The 17555-nt window shown below is 49.7% G+C and carries 14 protein-coding genes; 4 read left to right on the forward strand and 10 right to left on the reverse strand.

Features of this window, described 5'->3' with window-relative positions:
* Nucleotides 1–8: 8 nt before the first annotated feature.
* The 5 genes from GLV97_RS13555 to GLV97_RS13575 are packed head-to-tail and all read right to left on the reverse strand — an operon-like array spanning nt 9 to nt 6552.
* A complete protein-coding gene (locus GLV97_RS13555; protein ID WP_160834979.1) occupies nt 9–1340 on the reverse strand; it encodes a lysine N(6)-hydroxylase/L-ornithine N(5)-oxygenase family protein in 1332 nt (443 codons plus the stop codon).
* Entirely contained in the window at nt 1318–1896 is a 579-nt protein-coding gene (locus GLV97_RS13560) for a GNAT family N-acetyltransferase (protein WP_202410648.1), read from the reverse strand. The genes GLV97_RS13555 and GLV97_RS13560 overlap by 23 nt, the downstream gene beginning before the upstream one ends.
* Complete coding sequence (locus GLV97_RS13565; protein ID WP_160889873.1) at nt 1886–3655, reverse strand: IucA/IucC family protein; 1770 nt, start codon at nt 3653–3655, stop codon at nt 1886–1888. The genes GLV97_RS13560 and GLV97_RS13565 overlap by 11 nt, the downstream gene beginning before the upstream one ends.
* Nucleotides 3642–5156, reverse strand: coding sequence for a pyridoxal phosphate-dependent decarboxylase family protein (locus GLV97_RS13570; protein ID WP_160889874.1), 1515 nt, complete (start codon nt 5154–5156; stop codon nt 3642–3644). The genes GLV97_RS13565 and GLV97_RS13570 overlap by 14 nt, the downstream gene beginning before the upstream one ends.
* On the reverse strand, nt 5146–6552 hold the full coding sequence (locus GLV97_RS13575; protein ID WP_160889875.1) for an aspartate aminotransferase family protein: 1407 nt from the start codon (nt 6550–6552) through the stop codon (nt 5146–5148). The genes GLV97_RS13570 and GLV97_RS13575 overlap by 11 nt, the downstream gene beginning before the upstream one ends.
* Nucleotides 6553–6833: 281 nt before the next feature.
* Between GLV97_RS13575 and GLV97_RS13580 the strand changes: the two genes are divergently transcribed.
* Nucleotides 6834–8516 (forward strand): serine hydrolase domain-containing protein, encoded by a 1683-nt coding sequence (locus tag GLV97_RS13580; protein WP_160834975.1) that lies wholly within the window; start codon nt 6834–6836, stop codon nt 8514–8516.
* 364 nt (nt 8517–8880) lie between these two features.
* On the opposite strand, the gene GLV97_RS13585 is transcribed toward GLV97_RS13580, so the two are convergent.
* From GLV97_RS13585 to GLV97_RS13595, 3 genes are all read right to left on the reverse strand, one after another.
* Nucleotides 8881–9336, reverse strand: coding sequence for an SRPBCC family protein (locus tag GLV97_RS13585; protein ID WP_160841604.1), 456 nt, complete (start codon nt 9334–9336; stop codon nt 8881–8883).
* A gap of 9 nt (nt 9337–9345) precedes the next feature.
* Entirely contained in the window at nt 9346–9540 is a 195-nt protein-coding gene (locus GLV97_RS13590) for a hypothetical protein (RefSeq protein WP_160841605.1), read from the reverse strand.
* A 724-nt stretch (nt 9541–10264) separates the two neighbouring features.
* Nucleotides 10265–11263 carry an NADPH:quinone oxidoreductase family protein gene (locus GLV97_RS13595; protein WP_160889876.1) on the reverse strand — a complete coding sequence of 333 codons (999 nt, stop codon included), beginning with the start codon at nt 11261–11263 and terminating at the stop codon, nt 10265–10267.
* A gap of 152 nt (nt 11264–11415) precedes the next feature.
* Between GLV97_RS13595 and GLV97_RS13600 the strand changes: the two genes are divergently transcribed.
* Nucleotides 11416–12009, forward strand: coding sequence for a TetR/AcrR family transcriptional regulator (locus tag GLV97_RS13600; RefSeq protein WP_160834972.1), 594 nt, complete (start codon nt 11416–11418; stop codon nt 12007–12009).
* A gap of 41 nt (nt 12010–12050) precedes the next feature.
* Here GLV97_RS13600 and GLV97_RS13605 read toward each other — a convergent pair whose 3' ends face one another.
* Nucleotides 12051–12476 (reverse strand): OsmC family protein, encoded by a 426-nt coding sequence (locus GLV97_RS13605; protein WP_160834971.1) that lies wholly within the window; start codon nt 12474–12476, stop codon nt 12051–12053.
* A 344-nt stretch (nt 12477–12820) separates the two neighbouring features.
* Between GLV97_RS13605 and GLV97_RS13610 the strand changes: the two genes are divergently transcribed.
* Nucleotides 12821–13105, forward strand: a complete 285-nt coding sequence (locus tag GLV97_RS13610; protein WP_160889877.1) for a nucleoside triphosphate pyrophosphohydrolase — start codon at nt 12821–12823, stop codon at nt 13103–13105.
* A 143-nt stretch (nt 13106–13248) separates the two neighbouring features.
* The gene (gene rlmN, locus GLV97_RS13615; protein ID WP_160841608.1) at nt 13249–14334 is read left to right on the forward strand and encodes a 23S rRNA (adenine(2503)-C(2))-methyltransferase RlmN; all 1086 of its coding nucleotides are present in this window, start codon (nt 13249–13251) and stop codon (nt 14332–14334) included.
* 38 nt (nt 14335–14372) lie between these two features.
* On the opposite strand, the gene GLV97_RS13620 is transcribed toward rlmN, so the two are convergent.
* Nucleotides 14373–17534 carry a bifunctional cytochrome P450/NADPH--P450 reductase gene (locus GLV97_RS13620; RefSeq protein ID WP_423784971.1) on the reverse strand — a complete coding sequence of 1054 codons (3162 nt, stop codon included), beginning with the start codon at nt 17532–17534 and terminating at the stop codon, nt 14373–14375.
* Nucleotides 17535–17555 lie beyond the last annotated feature (21 nt).

Genomic DNA, 17555 nt, shown 5'->3' on the forward strand with positions numbered 1-17555 from the left:
TTCATCCCTCATTTCTTCATACTTGAATGTTCCGGCTGCCTGGCTGTTCCAAACGTCTGGAACACATTGTCCACCTGTACCGGATAGACGTCCCGGCCGGCCATTTTGTTGATAATCACCGCATTACGGTGCGCGCCGAGACCGAGGTCAGGAGCCCCCACCCCGTGGGAGTGCAGTTCACCGTTCTGAACGAAAAGGTCGCCCGCTGTCTTCATGTCTGTCTTCAGCTCATAGGTTTTCTCGATCTGGAAGCGCCCCTGTTCATCCCATAAAATTTTATCCTGAATGGTCTGGAGAAACGCAGGTACCGCCGGCTGATAGCCCGTGCCCAACACGACCACATCCGCTTCTGCCTCTATCGTGTCTCCATTCACACGATGGACCCCATTCAGCAGCCACCGCCCGTGTTCCCATTGGATGGATGTAAGTTCTGTCATCGCCTGGAGATGGATGTCCGGAGACGCCCCTCCAATCGTCTGCTCATACAAATGATCATAAATATCCGCAATGGTTTCAGCACTGATCCCTTTATATAACAGCCCTTGATCCTTCAGAAGCGCATCCTTCTCTTCCTGAGGCAGTTCATAGAAGAAATCGATATAATCAGGGGAGAAGTATTCCAGACCGAGCTTCGAATATTCCATAGGAAAGAATCCGTTCGATCTTGTGTACCACTGCAGACTTCCTTCAGAATCCTGATGGCTTCGGGCGAGATCCAGAAATACCTCTGCGGAGCTTTGACCGGACCCAAGGACAGCCACCGACTGATCCGGACGGACGTTTTTCTCTAAGTACTCGGACGTGTGAAAAACAGTATCCCCGAGCGATTCCTGAAAGGCAGCCGGAATGTAGGGCTGTGTACCGATTCCGAGCACCACATTCTCTGCGTAGTACACGTCCTCCACCCCCGTTTGTCCATGGATAACCCCCACTTCATATATGCTGCGGGAATCCTTTTCTACTACATTTACACGGGTGACGGTATAACCGAAACGGCAGGACGAGAGACGGCTGCTCACCCAGCGGCAGTAAGCATTGTATTCCTTTCGGGGGATATGGAATTTCTCCAAAAAATAAAAATGGTAGAGCCGCTGATGTTCCTGCAGATAATGAAGGAAGCTGTACTCACTCCGGACATCCACCATGCTGACAAGATCGGCAAAGAAGGGGACCTGAAGGGTTGTCCCTTCAATCAGCATGCCGGGATGCCAGTTGAATTCATCCTCCTTTTCAAAAAAGAGGGCAGAAACGTCCTCCACAGGGTCAAGCAGAGCGGCCATTCCTAAATTGAACGGGCCAAGACCCACTCCGATCACATCATATACGTATGAAGGCTTCATCTTTCCATCTCCTTTCGAATTCTCCCCGCTCACAAAACATCAAAAGCGCCTCTTTATCAGGAAGAGTAATCGGTTCAACCGGCTTGAAACCGCACGCCTGAAAAACGTGAATCATCTTTTCATTCCGGATGTCCGGCTCAGCCACCACCTTTGTTGTATCCTGATGGCGGAACTGATACCGAACCATAGTCTTCAATAACGGCAGGGCGTACCCGTGGCCGAGAAAATCTTTTTCTCCGATCAAAAGGTGAATGCCCTGATCGAAGGGAGAGGGGTCATAATAGTCCTCCACCACATCCCCCTTCACCCAGTAAGCTTCCCAGTAGCTCATAGCAGCCCCGTCCATAAAACCGATATAAAGCGTCTGGTGAGGATCATGCAACGCTCTATGAAAATGGGGTTGAAAGGCCGCCCATGGCAGATTCAGCTGCCAGAACGGATGGACATGCTCCTCATTCATCCATGTATGAACGAGTGGGCCGTCCTCTTCCTGCGCCTTTCTGAAGGCCAGCATGCGCGCAATGGCAGGATCATAGACTTCACAATCAAATCCCATGATGAACCCCTGCCTTTGCAGCCAGAGGATTGCTCACGTTCGTATAGACAGACTGGGCCTCCATCGGGCCGACAAGCTCATCCATATCATATAGACGCGTTAGCAGGTTGGCCTTGCACGGAAGCTGCTCTTCTTCCAACAGCGTCCGAACGACATTCAACGGCAGCCATGCAGACAAACGGCTCCGCAGCAGGTCCATCAGCTTTTCCTCCTCCACAAGTCCGTTCACTCCAAACCCGTTGATGACCCCGAACAAATGATTAAAGAAGAAGTAGTAACGGAGCCGCTCGTCAGCCACTGCGTCGTCACAAATCGTGTCACTTTTCTCATTCAAGGACGGAAGCAGGTTTGATAGTTTTTCCGCATAAGAACGGCTGAAGTAATACCCCTGGTTGTCCCTGTAATAAAACTGAGAAGGGTACCCCTCTTCCAAACGTACAAGCGAGTTCTGCTGGTGGGCTTCGAGTGCAATCCCGTATTGAGACAGCAGCCACAGCACCGGATCAAGGCTGATGGATAAATAGCGGTTGAACCATTCCAGACTTACTTCTTCCTGTGTCCGCTTTTCTTTTTCTGCAAGACTATGGATGATGGACGCCAGCCTTGATTTCCCACCATAAGCATGATCTTGAACGAGTGCGGCTGCCGCTGTGACCTGGGCTTCACCGCCATAAAATGGGTTTTCCCTCAGGACGACCTCAAACCCGGAAACCTCTTGACCTGTCTTCACGTTTACGGAGGCGGGGTCATTGATGATTTGAAAATCCGGGTATTTCTCCTTCATCCGGCTGCCAAGCTCTGTATCCAGCAGTCTCGATACTTCCACGCCTCTCGCCAGCTCCTTTGGCTGATTCACACGGAGAGAGTTTGTAATTTTCACAGGTACAGAGAACTTATACATAAACCGGGAGGATTCATTGTACAGCGTCCGGAAGGAAGAAGTAGCCGTGAACGGTTCACCGGCAGGTCCGAGGTTCGTTAACAGCCCTTTATTCAGCAGTTCCTGAATCTCTGCTTCCTGGAGAACTTTGGCCGCCTGCAGCGGGTGAAGGGGAATCAGGTACCGCCCTTTCTCCCATTCGTTTCGCATCCTTTCTGACTGATCCCCTTTGAGAGCTTCGTCCTTGATCCAATCAACCGCAGGCTTGGAAAGACTGGAATCCTGAGTGACGATGGAAGGGTCTGCACTGAAGTAGTGAAGCTGGAACCGCCCCTTCAACTCCGGTGTATATAAGGTATCCTCGATATCTGTCAGCCCCTGCTTGCTTTTTGGTGTGGGGTGTAAAAGATGTCCGAACAGAAGCGACTGCTCCGCTTCAATAAAGGTAAAAGCCTCATCCGAAAGCTTTTCGTCATCGCCGGTGCGCTTTTCAATATATTCCTTGATTTTCCTGCAGCTGAGAAGGACTCTCAGCACCAGCTCGTCCTCCGCATACGCGCGTCCGCTGCCGATGAGCCACTCCTTGACTATAAGTGTCGTCATCGTCACGTAGTCCAGGGTTTGGTAAGCTCCGGAACGGCCCGTTCTATAAAAAGCTGGAAACTGGAAAAGGTGTCTACCTGTCAAGGACCAGTAGTGCACCTTTACGTAAAGGTGAATGTCCTGTCCGGCAAGGGGGAGTCGAAGCACCGTTTTTCCATCATTCTCGAACGGATGCTCTTCTGTCTCTACTCGTTCGAATTCCTCTGTTTCTCTTAAATAACAATTGAGAAAACTCTGCATTGAAGCCTGCTCTGCTTTTTCTTCAGCTCTTATCAAGGTGGATCCCTCCTGTCATCTGCTGTGCTGCTAAACGTTCGAATTCATCAAGGACTTCCTTCACGTCGTCGATGGTTGTTCTCGGATTTAAAATTGTAAATTTGAGATAGGTTTCTCCGTTGACCTTCGTCTTCGCCGTCACGGCTCTTCCATTCTGGAACAGCGCTTGCTGCAGCGTTCGGTTCAAACCATCCGCATCGACACACTCCGGTCTGTACTGAAAGACAACGGCCGACAATTCCGGTTCAGGATTCTCAGGATAGAAATCAGGGCGTCTCATCAACTCCTGTGCGGCCAACCCGGCTGTTTCAATCGTCTGATCAATCATTCGGCCGATCAAATCTGTACCGAGCGTTTGCAGCGTCAGAAAAATCTTCAATGCATCAAACCGCCGGGTGGTCTGCACACTTTTGTTGACGAGGTGAAGGACGCCTTCCTGTTCATCCTGCTCCGAGTTCAAATAATCCGCATGATGGGAAATCAGGTTAAAATGGCTGCGGTCCTTCAACAGAAATACACCGCTGCTGATCGGTTGATACAACCATTTATGAAAATCCAGCGTCATGGAATCCGCCTGCTCCAGACCGGTCAGTTTATGCCGGTGGCGGCTGAGCAGAAGCCCTCCTCCATAAGCGGCATCCACGTGAAACCATAGTCCATGTTCCTTTGACAGGTCTGCCAGTTCCTCCAATGGGTCAAGGCTTCCAAAATCTGTGGTCCCGCTTGTCGCAAAGACCGCAAATGGCAGCAGCTGCTGTTCCTGCATTTCCGATAGGATTTGTCCGGCAGCTGAACTGTCCATCCGGTGCTGATCGTCGACAGGTACGGGAACGACAGCGTCTTCCCCAAGACCGAGCTGGGCGGCAGACTTTTTCACGGAAAAGTGAGCCTCTTCGGAACAAAGGATCCTCAGCTTCTTAAATCCTTCCGGCAGTCCCTGTTTTTGAACGTTATGGTTCCACTGTTTCCTGCAGAAAGCATCACGCGCCAGCAGCAGTCCCATGTAATTGGACTGTGTCCCTCCACTCGTAAAGACTCCGTCAGCTTGAGCACTGTATCCTGCCTTCGAAGTCCAATACCGGATCATCTCTTCCTCCACATATGTAGCGGCAGGGCTTTGATCCCACGAATCCATCGATTGATTCAGTGCGCCAATCAACAATTCACCGGCCACCCCCTGAATCAGAGGCGGGCAGTGCAGATGAGCCATGCTTTTTGTATGGGACACGTGCAGGCTGCTGTGTATAATGGGCTGGACCGCCTCGTTCAGCACATCCTGAAAAGAGCGGGCCTCTTCTGTCACGTCCACGACGGCTGCCATCTGCTTTTGCAGCTCGTCCGACTGTGCACCGGAGAAGGGGTGACCGGCCTTCTTGAACGTATGCATCAGCGTTTCCGTAACCGCCTCGATCTGACTTTGAAAAGCCTGGAGACTCTCTTCATCCTGGTGAAGAAAAAAGGATTGAAAAAGATCGGTCTGTGCCTTGGATTCAGTTCTCATGGCCGACTTCCTTCACCGCGGCCTTTACAGCTTCACGGAAAATGGCTGTTACTTCCTCCACCTGTTCTTCTGTAATGATCAACGGCGGAAGAAGACGGACGACAGCCCCGTGACGGCCTCCCACTTCTAAAATGAGCCCCCGCTCAAAACATTCTTTTTGAATACGTGCAGCGAGTGCACCGTCTCCAGGAAAACTGCCCCGCTTCGATGGCTTTCCGGTAGGATTCACGATTTCAGCCCCGATCATCAGCCCGCGGCCGCGGACATCCCCCATCTGAGGATATTCCTTTTGGATGTCCTTAAGAGCCCGCATCAGTTTCTTTCCCATTTCGGAAGCATGCTCGGGAAGCCCCTGATCTTTCACATATTTCAGCGTTGCCGTGCCTGCTGCCATCGCCATTTGGTTTCCCCGGAAGGTACCGATGTGTGCACCTGGTTCCCAGGCATCCAGATCACGGTCATAGATCAGGACTGAAAGGGGCAGGCTTCCTCCGACTGCCTTGGATAGGACGAAGGCATCCGGGACAATACCGGCGTGTTCAAAAGAAAACAGCTTTCCTGTACGGCCGATACCGGTTTGAACTTCATCGATGATCAGCGGGATTCCCCGTTCCTTTGTAATCCTGCGCATCTCCTGGATCCATTCAACCGGAGCAGGAATCGATCCTCCTTCACCCTGGACCGTTTCAAAAATCATCGCTGCTGGAGGCAGGATGCCGCTCTCCGGGTCATCAAGCAGCTGTTCGATATAGGCTGTACTCAATTCATGGCCCTCTTCTCCCCCTTTACCGAATGGACAGCGGTAATCATACGGGTAGGGAAGGAAATGGGTATCCGGCATAAGGCCCTGCACCCTCTGCTTCGGTGCAAGATTTCCGCTGATGGACATCGTTCCGTGAGTAGCGCCGTGATAGCCTCCCTGGAAAGTTAAAATACTCTGCCTTCCTGTCGCCGTTTTGGCAAGCTTCAATGCCGCTTCAATCGCATCTCCCCCTGTCGGCCCGCAGAACTGCACCTTCGCCCTTTCACGAAAAGATTCAGGAAGACTCATAAACAGCTCGTCCACAAAGCTTTCTTTCACCTCAGTGGTAATGTCCAAAGTATGTAAAGGCAGGCGGTCATGAAGAACTTTCTCCATCGCCTGGATCACGATGGGATGATTATGTCCAAGAGCAAGCGTACCAGCTCCCGCCAGACAATCGATGTATGTCCGTCCCTCGACGTCCGTGATATAAATCCCCTCTGCTTCCTTGATGGCCAGCGGAATGCGGCGCGGGTAGGACCGGGCGTTCGATTCTCTTTTCTCCTGCTGCTCCAGCAGCTGATGATTTGAAACGGTTGTATGTATATTCATGTTCCCAACTCCTTTGTAGTCTTGTTGTTCATCCAATGCCATCGTAGTTGATAATGATTTTCAATGTCAACACTAATTGATAACCATTATCATTATCAATTAGTCCTATATTTCTTTCATAAAGACTGCCATAAAAGGGTTTTCCATACTTTCCTAAAATGACGATTTTTCTGATAATTAGCTGAAAAGACCCCCTGTTGCAAAGAGGCCTATAGTCTGTTTTATCTGCCAATATTTTCAACAATTATGTCGAAAGTGGTATAGACATCTATATGAATGTCTTTTATGATGAAAGAGACAATGGAAAAATAAGGAGGTATGCAATGAAAAAGAAAGCGCTGTCATTTATGATCACAACCGTCCTCGGTGCTTCATTATGTTCCGGGTCTGTCGGTGCCGCCCCGGGAGCGAGTGTAGAAAATCCGCCAAAAGCCAACCCGTATCAGCAGGGAAAATCTTCGTCCAATAACCACTCATGGGACCGCCAATTTCCGTCGCTTCCCGTATTACATCCAGGATCGATTCGAGGTGCAGGTATGAGAACAGAACCATTGAAGAACATGGATCACATCATCCAGACGGCTGTAGACAAAGCTGTCATGCCCGGAGCTGTCGCCTTTGTCGCGAGACGAGGACACATTGTCAAAGAAGCCTCTTATGGCTATGCGGTCCGCTATGAAGATGCCGGCCGGACAGAAGTGGATCAGCCCATTTCCATGACGAAAGACACCATTTTTGATCTGGCCTCCATCAGCAAAATCTTTACGACAACAGCTGCTATGAAGCTTTACGAACAGGGGAAATTCAATCTGGATGACCCTGTGGCCAAACACATCCCTGAATTCGCAGCCAATGGAAAAGAAAAAGTTACCATCGAACAGCTCATGACCCATACCTCTGGATTCAAGCCATGGATCCCCCTCTATCAAGTAGAAGGTGATCGTAACGACCGCCTCCAGCATGTTTTTCAATACCCGCTGGAAAATGCTCCGGGATCTACATACACCTACAGTGACCTCAACATGATTACCCTCGGCGCGCTCGTGGAGCGGCTTTCCGGCATGAAACTGGATGCCTATGTCAAACAGGAAATCACAGCCCCGCTTGGAATGAGTGACACCATGTACAATCCACCGGAACAGTTGAAGAACCGCATTGCTGCAACGGAATACCAACCATGGACAAACCGCGGGCTGGTATGGGGGGAGGTCCATGATGAAAGTGCCTGGTCTCTGGACGGCATTGCCGGCCATGCCGGAGTCTTTTCAACCGCTTCCGATTTAGCGGTTTTTGCCCATATGTTTTTAAACGAGGGCAAGTACGGGGGCACACGGATTCTTGAACCTGAAACCGTTGATCTGCTGACAGAGAACCGGATTCCACAGTTCCCCGGCGATGATCACGGACTTGGCTGGGAACTCCAGCAGGGATGGTTCATGGATGCCCTCTCTTCTCCATCCAGCTATGGCCACACCGGATATACAGGAACATCCATCGTTGTAAATCCAGAAAACGAGACGATTGCGATTCTATTAACCAACCGGGTCCATCCGACCAGGGAGACGGTTTCCACCTCTCCTACCCGCCGGATCTTCGCCCGCACCGTTGCCGATGCCATTCCGGTGGACTCCCCGAAATCAAAAGAAGATTCATGGTTTGCCGGATATGGAGACCACTTATCTCGTACGATGACCGCGGAAGTCGATCTCTATAAAGAGCGCACTCTTTCATTCTCGACTTGGCACCAGATCGAAAGTGGTTTTGACTTTGGTAAAGTAGAAATATCAGCAGACGGCACCAGCTGGAAAGAAGTGCTGTCGCTTACAGGCAGAAGTCAGCAGTGGGAAGAAAAATCCCTCACCCTCCCGGCAGACACCACGCATGTAAGATTCACGTATGAAACAGATGCCTCTGTCAACAACCGCGGATGGTATATTCACGGAGCTGAACTGGATGGAACTCCGCTCTCCTTTTCCAGCGAAGAATGGGAGAAGAGAAATGACTAACCCCGCTGCCATGGAAAGTCTATTTGATTTCGGAAGGTTCCTGCGGAAAAACACGGAATACAAGCTAAAAAAAAGCCTGCGTTAACCCGTTAGAGTTGTCCATTCGTCGTGTATAGGGTCACATTCCGCTTGTTGGTGGATGAAAGAGGGTCTTTTTCGATTTTAAAGAACGCCCAAGGAGCGGTGCCCCTTCCACTCCTGCGGAAGAACGAGTGTGCCGAGATCCCCGAGCGTGGGTCTTGCGAGGAAGCTCGGGCGCTCGTCCGCGGAAAGGGAAGGGGCACCGCTCCTGGCGGAGAGAAAGAAAAAAGCTTGTAAAGAAACAGGGGTTTCTCTACAAACTGAAAAGACGGATGACCTCATGTCATCCGTCTTTTTCAAGCTCATTTTTTAAAACCACTGCCCGATTTTTCAGCATCCTTGTCATATACTTCTCCAAAAACAGCCGGTCGGCCATCCGTCCAAGGATCCCAAGGGGCGACTGATAAACAAACGTATCCACCATCCATGTCCCCTCCTCTTTTTCAATGAAATCATGAGTATGGGTAAAGGAATGGAAAACGCCTTGTTCCATCACATCGACGAACCGATAAGGAAACTGCATGGAAACAATCCGTGCCGTCAAACGCTGCCGGACGCCGAAATGAACGGCTTCCCAGGTGACGGTGTCCCCTTCCTCCATCAACCCTGCAGTCACACCGCCGACCGCTTTCTCTTTCGATTGTGTCATGCTCTTCGTATGCAGATCAACGCTCCGTGCCGCGTCAAACACCTGCGAAACCGGAGCCTTTATGAATTGATAGTGAATAATTTCAGGCATACATCCTCCCTAGTTGTCATCGGACGTAAAAAATCCTGTAATGGTTAAGGCTGTGCCTCCAAGGGCTGGAACCAAATGAACGAGGAATACAGTAAAAGCCGTCGACAGCGCCTGTTCCGGCGGACGTGCTGCCGCAAATAAAGGAGCGAAAATAAAAGCCAGCAGAGAAAGAAGAGCAATTCCTGCTCCAGTCCACCTGCGCAACCTCCCCTTTTTCACGGTTTTCTCAAAACTGATCCAAAGAATCGCTGCGTAGATACAAAGTAAAAGAAAAAGCAGACAACATCCCCCTTTCCTCTCCTGTTTCCATTATGGCTTATTCATCCTGCATGCTCCAGTCTGTCACAGGCGGCTTTTCCGCTTCCATCCTTGCTGTATCATTCCAAACCAACAGAACAATTCCTCTCAAAAGCAACAGCACCCCTGAAGGGGCAACCGCTCACATAAAAGCACAACCCCGGCATAGAGCCGTCACAGGCCCGGCTGGAGCCAATAGAATGGTTTGTATTTCTGTTACGTTCATCCTACAACAAATGGCCGCTGCTGGCATCTAAAAAAAAGCGGCACATCAACCCCACAGGTCCCCTTCCCTTATACAGCGGCCCTGCCTTTTGGGTTGTGGCGCTTTATATATTCACGTAAATCTGCCGGTCGTTCTCCTGTAATCCTTTCCACATCATCTGTGGTTTTATCCATCAAGCCTTTCGCTGCTGATGTATAGAGGGAAGCAGGTGCTCATAAATGCTTTCCTATAAAAAGGCTCGGTTTGTGCCCGGACCCTTCATTGTTGATATAGGTTCATTTTTACTAGAGACAACCCTTTGTAATCCCATGTTGGACAATAGATGTCTGTAACACAGGAAAGCAGGAGATGATCCGCCAGTGGAAACCAGAAAGAGCCCGGTCCAAAGACCGGGCTCTTTCTCCATTATTCTTCTGTTACTTTAACGATTGTACGTCCCCGTGTTTTTCCTTCAAGGATATCGGAAAGTGTCTGTGGCAGCTGATCGAATGTGATCTCATTTTTCATTTCATCAAGACCCTCCGGCTTCAGATCATCCGCAATCCGGTTCCAGATCGTTTTCCGTGTCTCAATCGGGCAGTAAACGGAATCAATACCGAGAAGGTTGACACTGCGCAGGATAAACGGGAACACCGTCGTTGGAACGCTTGTCCCGGCTGTCAGACCACTTACGGCAACGGCACCGCCGTATTTCATTTCACTCAGGATCGTCGCCAGTGTTTTTCCACCGACAGGATCCACAGCCCCAGCCCAGCGCTGCTTGCTCAACGCACGGACTTTTTCCGGAGACAGCTCTTCGCGCGGAATAATGTCCTGTGCTCCAAGATGCTTCAAGTAGTCATGCTCGGATTCTTTCCCTGTGCTTGCTGTTACGTGATACCCGCGCTTCTTCAGCATAGCCACAGCCATACTTCCGACACCGCCGGTCGCTCCAGATACCAGGATGGAACCGTCCTCCGGTTTCACACCTGCCTGCTCAAGCTTATGGACAGACAAGGCTGCTGTAAATCCAGCTGTCCCGAAGACCATGGCTTCTGAGAGGCTCAGGTTTTCCGGAAGCGGAATGATCCAGTCTCCTGGAACACATGCATACTCACTGTAGCCGCCGAAATGGGAAACGCCCAGCTCATAGCTGGTCACGATGACCTTCTGTCCTTCCTCATAGCGGGAGTCATCTGAAGATACCACCGTTCCGGCCAGGTCGATTCCCGGTACGAACGGATAAGACTGGACAATTTTTCCTTGTGGAATACTTGCCAGACCATCCTTATAGTTGACGCTGGAATAATGAACCTGAATGGTTACATCCCCTTCAGGCAGGTCATTCAATGTCAGAGACTGAATGTCCGCTGTAAAATCATCTTCCGTTTTATTCACAACAAATGCCTTAAATGCTTCACTCATGTGTGACCTCTCCTTTCAGCTTTTCAAAAGATCTATTCCCATCGTAAGACATTTTATACTGACTGGTCAAATTATTCTATCCGGTCAGAAAAAATATTTTCATGTCAGCTTTTGTTCTTGTATAATAGATGGTTAGTATAGGAGGTAAGCTTATGGCTAAGAAAGCAGAGCAGCGACGACAACAGATTTTGAAAGCCGCTTTTGAAGCAGTGGCTGCCAAAGGATATGATTCTGTTACGCTTCAGGATATTGCGGATTATGCTGAAGTGAGTAAAGGCGTGACCAATTATTATTTTAAAAATAAAGTAGATGTCTTTTCCCACCTGTTGGAATGGATTACGACACGCATTTACGAAAAGGAAGCCGCTTCTATCGAATTAAAGGAAACAGCTCTTGAAAAGCTCGAAGCTTATATCAATCAAGTGTTTGTCAGCCCTGAAGAAAATAAAACGTTTTACAGCGTCTACCTTGATTATCTGTCTCAAATGAAGCACCAGGAAAGGTACAGGCAGATCAATCAGCAATTTTATGAAAACTGCTGGTCCATCGGACGTGAAATCATTACACAGGGACTGGAGGAAGGCGTCTTTCACGTCGAGGATGTGGAGCAGGCAGCCATCAGCATCCGAAGCATGATCGACGGAACCTTGATCCAGTGGCTGATGAGTCAGGATGATGGCAGGCACGCCAGTTATAAATCCCACTGCCATCAGTCCGTCCTCCGTCTGCTGCAGGCATCCTCATAAAAAAACCTCTCAGGTATGCCGCCTGAGAGGTTTTTTTCGTTTTACAACGTTTTTGTACCCTGGACTCCATTAATGGAATAGCTCACGGTCAATTCCGCACTGACCGAGTGGGATACAGAGCAGTATTTATCTTTGGACAACTGGATCGCCCGAACGACCTTTTCTTCCGGAAGGTCTCCTTTTAAATCGTAATGGATGTGCATGGTTGTAAACTTGCGCGGGTGTTCCTCCGCCCGGTCACCGCTGACATCCATATGAAAATCTTCTATTGGAAGACGCATCTTCTTCAAGATGGAAATGATATCAATACCTGTGCATCCGGCTACAGCATTCATTAACAGCTCGGTCGGTCTGGCTCCGCCATTCTTCCCGCCGGACTCTTCCCCGGCATCCATGTTTACGGTATGGCCGGAAGGAGTATCTCCTGAAAACGCCATATCTCCATTCCATTGAACTTTAAATTCCATCCGTTTCATCTCCTTTTACAGAAAGGGTTCATTTTATCATGCTCGTTCTGCTTCCCCTTATACAACCCGGGGTTTATTCAGAAACACCTTCTACTCTACCACAGCTTTTCTAAAAACGTGTGTCTCCTGCTCAGCCCTTTCTTTATATAGAAGAAAACCGTCCGGACATCACAATCATTCAAACCCTTCCAGAGTCATCATTGAGGCCTCTGATTCCTTTATGGTCATAACAAAAGAAACGCCGGTTGTTTCCCTTTTCGACAAAAAAGGTAAGGAAAGGTATAGGCGAAAGGAGAGTGGAAAATATAGATCAGAAGAACAGGCTTGTCCGGGATTACACACCCATGAGATTAGAGGATTCCGGGAAAACCATCCGAACGAGGCAGCTGGAAGGCCAAGAATATAAGGAAACTCTTACAAAGAAACTCCAGGAGGTCGTCGACGGCTATTCCTCTACAAAAGAAAACCGTGAATCCCTCACCAGGCTCGCAGATATGATGGAGGTTATTCACGAACTCACCTATACACACGGTGCGACGATCGAGGAGATCGAACATATCCGCCAGCACCGCCGTAAAGAAAGAGGAGGATTCAAAACCCGCACCCTCTTGATTGAGGTCGAGGAGTAACCATGCGCCTCCTGCCAGCCCTCCAGCGGACATTCACCTGCGCCGGGATTTTCACAAAATTATAACATTGGCCTGGATGTTGTTCTCCCTGTTAAAATCGCTTATGATAGAAATAGTGATTTTTTTTAAAGAGGAGCGTATATATGAAACAATCCATTTACGGATTGACGTTTGAACAGCTGACCAGCTGGCTTGAGGAGCATGGGGAAAAGAAATTCCGCTCCAAGCAGGTGTGGGACTGGCTGTATCAAAAGCGTGTAACAGAGTTCTCGCAGATGAAAAACGTCAACCAATCCTGTATTGACCTTCTGGATGAGCATTTTACGATCGAAACTTTGACCGAGGAAATTAAACAGGAGTCCCAGGATGGTACGATTAAATTTCTATTCAAACTGGATGATGGGAACGTCATTGAAACCGTATTGATGCGTTTCAACTACGGACTTTCCGTCTGTGTAACAACACAAGTCGGCTGTAACATCGGCTGTTCATTCTGTGCCAGCGGTATTCTCCGGAAAAGCCGTGATCTGACAAGCGGGGAAATCGTGGAACAGATCATGCAGGTCCAGCACCACCTGGATAAGCAGGGCAAAGATGAGCGTGTCAGCCACATTGTCGTCATGGGCATCGGAGAACCATTCGATAACTATGATAACCTGATGGATTTCCTGAACGTCGTCAACGATAAGAAAGGTCTTTCCATCGGTGCCCGTCACATCACGGTATCCACCAGTGGAATCGCACCAAAAATGTACGAGTTTGCGGATGAAGGCATTCAAGTCAACCTTGCCTTATCCATCCATGCCCCGAACAACGAGCTTCGGACTCAGATTATGAAGATCAACCGCGCCTATCCGCTAGAAAAGCTGATGCCGGCCATTGATTATTACCTGGAGAAAACCAACCGGAGAATTACGTTCGAGTACATTCTGCTTCGCGATGTAAACGATCATAAAAAAGAAGCCGAAGAACTTGCTGCCCTGTTGAAGGATAAGCGTCACTTGTCCTATGTCAACCTGATCCCCTACAACCCTGTAGCGGACCATCCTTACGAACGCAGTGAGAAGGAAGCCATTCTGACTTTCTATCAGACGTTGATGGACCACGGCATCAAATGCGGGGTTCGTACCGAACACGGAACAGATATCGACGCAGCCTGCGGCCAGCTCCGCAGTAAGCAGATCGAAAAAGAGAAAGCACGTAAAAAGAAAAAAATGCAGACAAACTAAAACGCATGAGGCCCTGGGCCTCATGCGTTTTTTTATATTCAGGCTCCGGCCCACACATCTTTGGCCAGTCTGCCTTCTTTCTCCAATTGATCGAGCCAGGCTGCAGCTGCTTCATCATCTGCCCCTCTGACTGCCTGATAACTGCTCTTCAACGTTTCCAGAACCTCAGGAGCCATCCGGCTTCCATCTCCGCAGATGTAAAGATGCGCTCCCTGCTCCAACAGTGGAACCAGAATGTCTTTGTCTTGATCCATGATGTGCTGAACATACGTTTTCGGTTGATTTTCACACCTTGAAAACGCGGTGTTCAACGTGATCAACCCTTCTGCCTCTGCTTCCCTCAACTCTTCTTCATACAGGAAATCCTGCTGAGGATGACGGCATCCGAAATAGACATAAGCTTCTCCCAGGTCTTCCCCTTCATCTCGAAGATGGGTCCGCTGCTGGATGAATCCCCGGAATGGAGCAATTCCCGTCCCTGGTCCAACCATAATGACCGGTGTCTGTGGATCCTCCGGCGGCTGGAAGTCCGTCTCCGGGGTCCGGATAAAGCAGGCGATTTTATCTCCTGCGTCGAGGTGCGCCAGGTAATTGGATGCAATCCCTTTGTATTCTCCTTGACCACTCCAGGCTTTCCCCTTCACGACGCTGACGGTGATACTCACCCGCTCTTTTCCTGCAGCCGGCGAACTTGAAATGGAATAGTAACGGACACGAAGCGGTGGAAGCAGAGCAAGGAACTGCTCAAATTCCATCAGACAGGAATCATATTCCTCCAGCAATTCGAGCATCGTCCGTCGTTTAGCAAGAATCTCCTTTTTGTAGACTTCGCCTTCTGTCAGGCGTTCCAGCTCCTGCTTATGGGGAGGACAGGGATTACTGGCGGCAAGGGCACGAAGCTGCGCCCGCGTAGCCGGTTCCTGAAGTTCAACGTAGGAGGATAACAGTTCCCCCATCTGGACAGGCTGCCCTGATGGCAGGTGCTTCGCCTTCCCTGCGCCTTCATTCAAAACGACAAATGCTTCTTTTTTAAGAGAAAAACGTTCCAGCACCCGTTCTACAAGCGCTTCATGGTTCTCCGGAACGACACCAAGGTGGTCCCCTTCCTGATAGGCGGTTCCTTCCGGCAGCAGAAGTTCAACGTGTCTCGTACTCCGCTCACCTGCTTGGTGAAGCTCACGATTCTCCACCACATCTGCTGTAAAGGCATCATAGGACTGCCCCAGTGGTGTGTAGCTGGTGCCGCTCACATACTCCATGGCGATCGAACTCGACTGCTCTGCCGTCTTTGTCACTTCTAAATCATAATGAGCAGCCAGTTCCTTCCAAAGACTTTCCTGCCACGCTTCCAGATCGCCGTCGAAGTCATCACTGGCATCTCCCTCTCCACGAACAAGCAGACGTTCCGCTCCTTTCGCTGTCAATTCTTCGTCAATTACCTGAGGAATCCGCTGATACGTAGCTGCCCAGTTACGGTCCCCGCAGCCAAATACCGCATATGTCACGCCATTCAAAGCTCCAGATTCAAGTGATGGAATCCATTCCATGAACCGACGGGCGTTGTCAGGCGGGTGTCCGTTATAGGAAGCAGAAACGAACAGCACCGTTCCGTCTTCAGGCAGTCCCCCCACATAGTCATCAAAAGGCGCTGTAACGGTTTGGAAGCCAAGAGATGACCCTTTTTCCGCTATTTCCCTTGCCGTTCCTTCTGCTGTACCAAGGTTGGATCCATACAGTACATACAAAGGCGTCCCGTGAGCATCCGATGCGATCGCTGGTTCTTCTATGCTGGACGCTGCCGGTTCTTCCGCCGGTTTTTGGAAGACCGATACTTCCTTTCTCGTTTTCACTTTCATCGTTAACCCCTCAGGCTTCAAAGTCAGCGTTTCTTTCACATCCAGCTCATAGTCCTCGTCATCCACTAAATCAAAGTGCTGAAGGACCATGCCGAGAACAAGTACGGCTTCATGAAGGGCAAACTGCTGCCCGATACAGGCTCTCTGGCCGTTCCCGAACGGTTTGAAAGCGTTGGACGGTACGGATGAAGGATCTTCAAAACGCTCCGGTCGAAAGACTTCCACATCCTCTCCCCATGCTGCTTTATCTCTGTGCAGTTCAGGGATCAACAGAGTGAACGCATCCCCTTTTTCCACTTCGTACCGGCCGCCAAGTGTTGTATCTTCTCTCGCATACACGGAAAAAGCCGGAGCAGTCGGCCAGAGACGAAGAGCTTCATTCAACACCATCCTTACATATTTCAACTGCTTCACTTGTTTAAAGGATGGGGTGTCACCGCCCAGGACTTCATCTACTTCCGCCTGTGCTTTTTTCCGCTTATCCGGATGCTTCATTAAGAAATAAAGAGCAAAGGATAAAAGACCGCTCGTCGTTTCATGCCCCGCAATGAGAAACGTAATGATCTGGAAGCGGATGTTCTCATCAGAAAGACCTTCGCCTGTTTCCGGGTCCACCCCTTTCAGCATATGGGATAAAAGATCATCTTCCCCTTGATCGCCTGCCTCTTTCCGCTCAGCAATTAAACCATCTACCAGCTGGAACATATAATCGATATCTTCTTTATACTGGCGTTTAGACCGCACCATCAACTTATCCTGAATGCCGAGACGCTGGGACTGGCTCATCGATTCATCCAGAGCGCGGACCATTTTCTCAACGAACGGATGCATATCTTCCCTGTAGAAACTGTTGAATCGGAAGTTGAATCCACACAGACCGATGGTATCAAGCGTCAGCCTCGTCATATCATCAGGAACTTGAACCGCTTCCCCTGCATTCAGCCGGGACCATTTCTGCACCAGTTGAACAGCAATATCCACCATTTTATCGTGGTAGCCCTTCATCGCCTGCTGACTGAAGCTTGGAAGCAGAATGTTATGAGCCTTTTTCCAGTTCGGCTCCCCTGTTTCACTCGTGAAGAGGCCGTCGCCACCAAACGCTCGCACCTTTTGCAGTGCCGGGCCTACATGTTTATCAAATCGCTCCTCATCGAGGATTTCATCAGCCAGATCTGCACTGGAGATAAACGTGCTGACTCTTCCCGGAAATTGGAATTGAAAAATAGAACCATACTGCTCAGCCATCGTCATGAACGACTGAATCGGCTTCTCTTTATTAAGGACAGGCAGATTTCCGAGTGGTCCATATTCCTTCGGGCGTGGAATCGTATTTGTTTTATTCACTATCATTCACCTCTTTAGTAA

It is taken from the genome of Halobacillus litoralis, from assembly GCF_009856355.1.
Lineage (GTDB): Bacteria > Bacillota > Bacilli > Bacillales > Halobacillaceae > Halobacillus > Halobacillus litoralis_B.

Excerpts from the sequence above, each read along its gene's own strand:
- GLV97_RS13555 (WP_160834979.1), bottom strand. The coding sequence starts at position 1,340 with ATGAAGCCTTCATACGTATATGATGTGATCGGAGTGGGTCTTGGCCCG.
- GLV97_RS13560 (WP_202410648.1), bottom strand. The coding sequence starts at position 1,896 with ATGGGATTTGATTGTGAAGTCTATGATCCTGCCATTGCGCGCATGCTG.
- GLV97_RS13570 (WP_160889874.1), bottom strand. The coding sequence starts at position 5,156 with ATGAGAACTGAATCCAAGGCACAGACCGATCTTTTTCAATCCTTTTTT.
- GLV97_RS13575 (WP_160889875.1), bottom strand. The coding sequence starts at position 6,552 with ATGGCATTGGATGAACAACAAGACTACAAAGGAGTTGGGAACATGAAT.
- GLV97_RS13580 (WP_160834975.1), top strand. The coding sequence starts at position 6,834 with ATGAAAAAGAAAGCGCTGTCATTTATGATCACAACCGTCCTCGGTGCT.
- GLV97_RS13585 (WP_160841604.1), bottom strand. The coding sequence starts at position 9,336 with ATGCCTGAAATTATTCACTATCAATTCATAAAGGCTCCGGTTTCGCAG.
- GLV97_RS13595 (WP_160889876.1), bottom strand. The coding sequence starts at position 11,263 with ATGAGTGAAGCATTTAAGGCATTTGTTGTGAATAAAACGGAAGATGAT.
- GLV97_RS13600 (WP_160834972.1), top strand. The coding sequence starts at position 11,416 with ATGGCTAAGAAAGCAGAGCAGCGACGACAACAGATTTTGAAAGCCGCT.
- GLV97_RS13605 (WP_160834971.1), bottom strand. The coding sequence starts at position 12,476 with ATGGAATTTAAAGTTCAATGGAATGGAGATATGGCGTTTTCAGGAGAT.
- GLV97_RS13610 (WP_160889877.1), top strand. The coding sequence starts at position 12,821 with ATGAGATTAGAGGATTCCGGGAAAACCATCCGAACGAGGCAGCTGGAA.
- rlmN (WP_160841608.1), top strand. The coding sequence starts at position 13,249 with ATGAAACAATCCATTTACGGATTGACGTTTGAACAGCTGACCAGCTGG.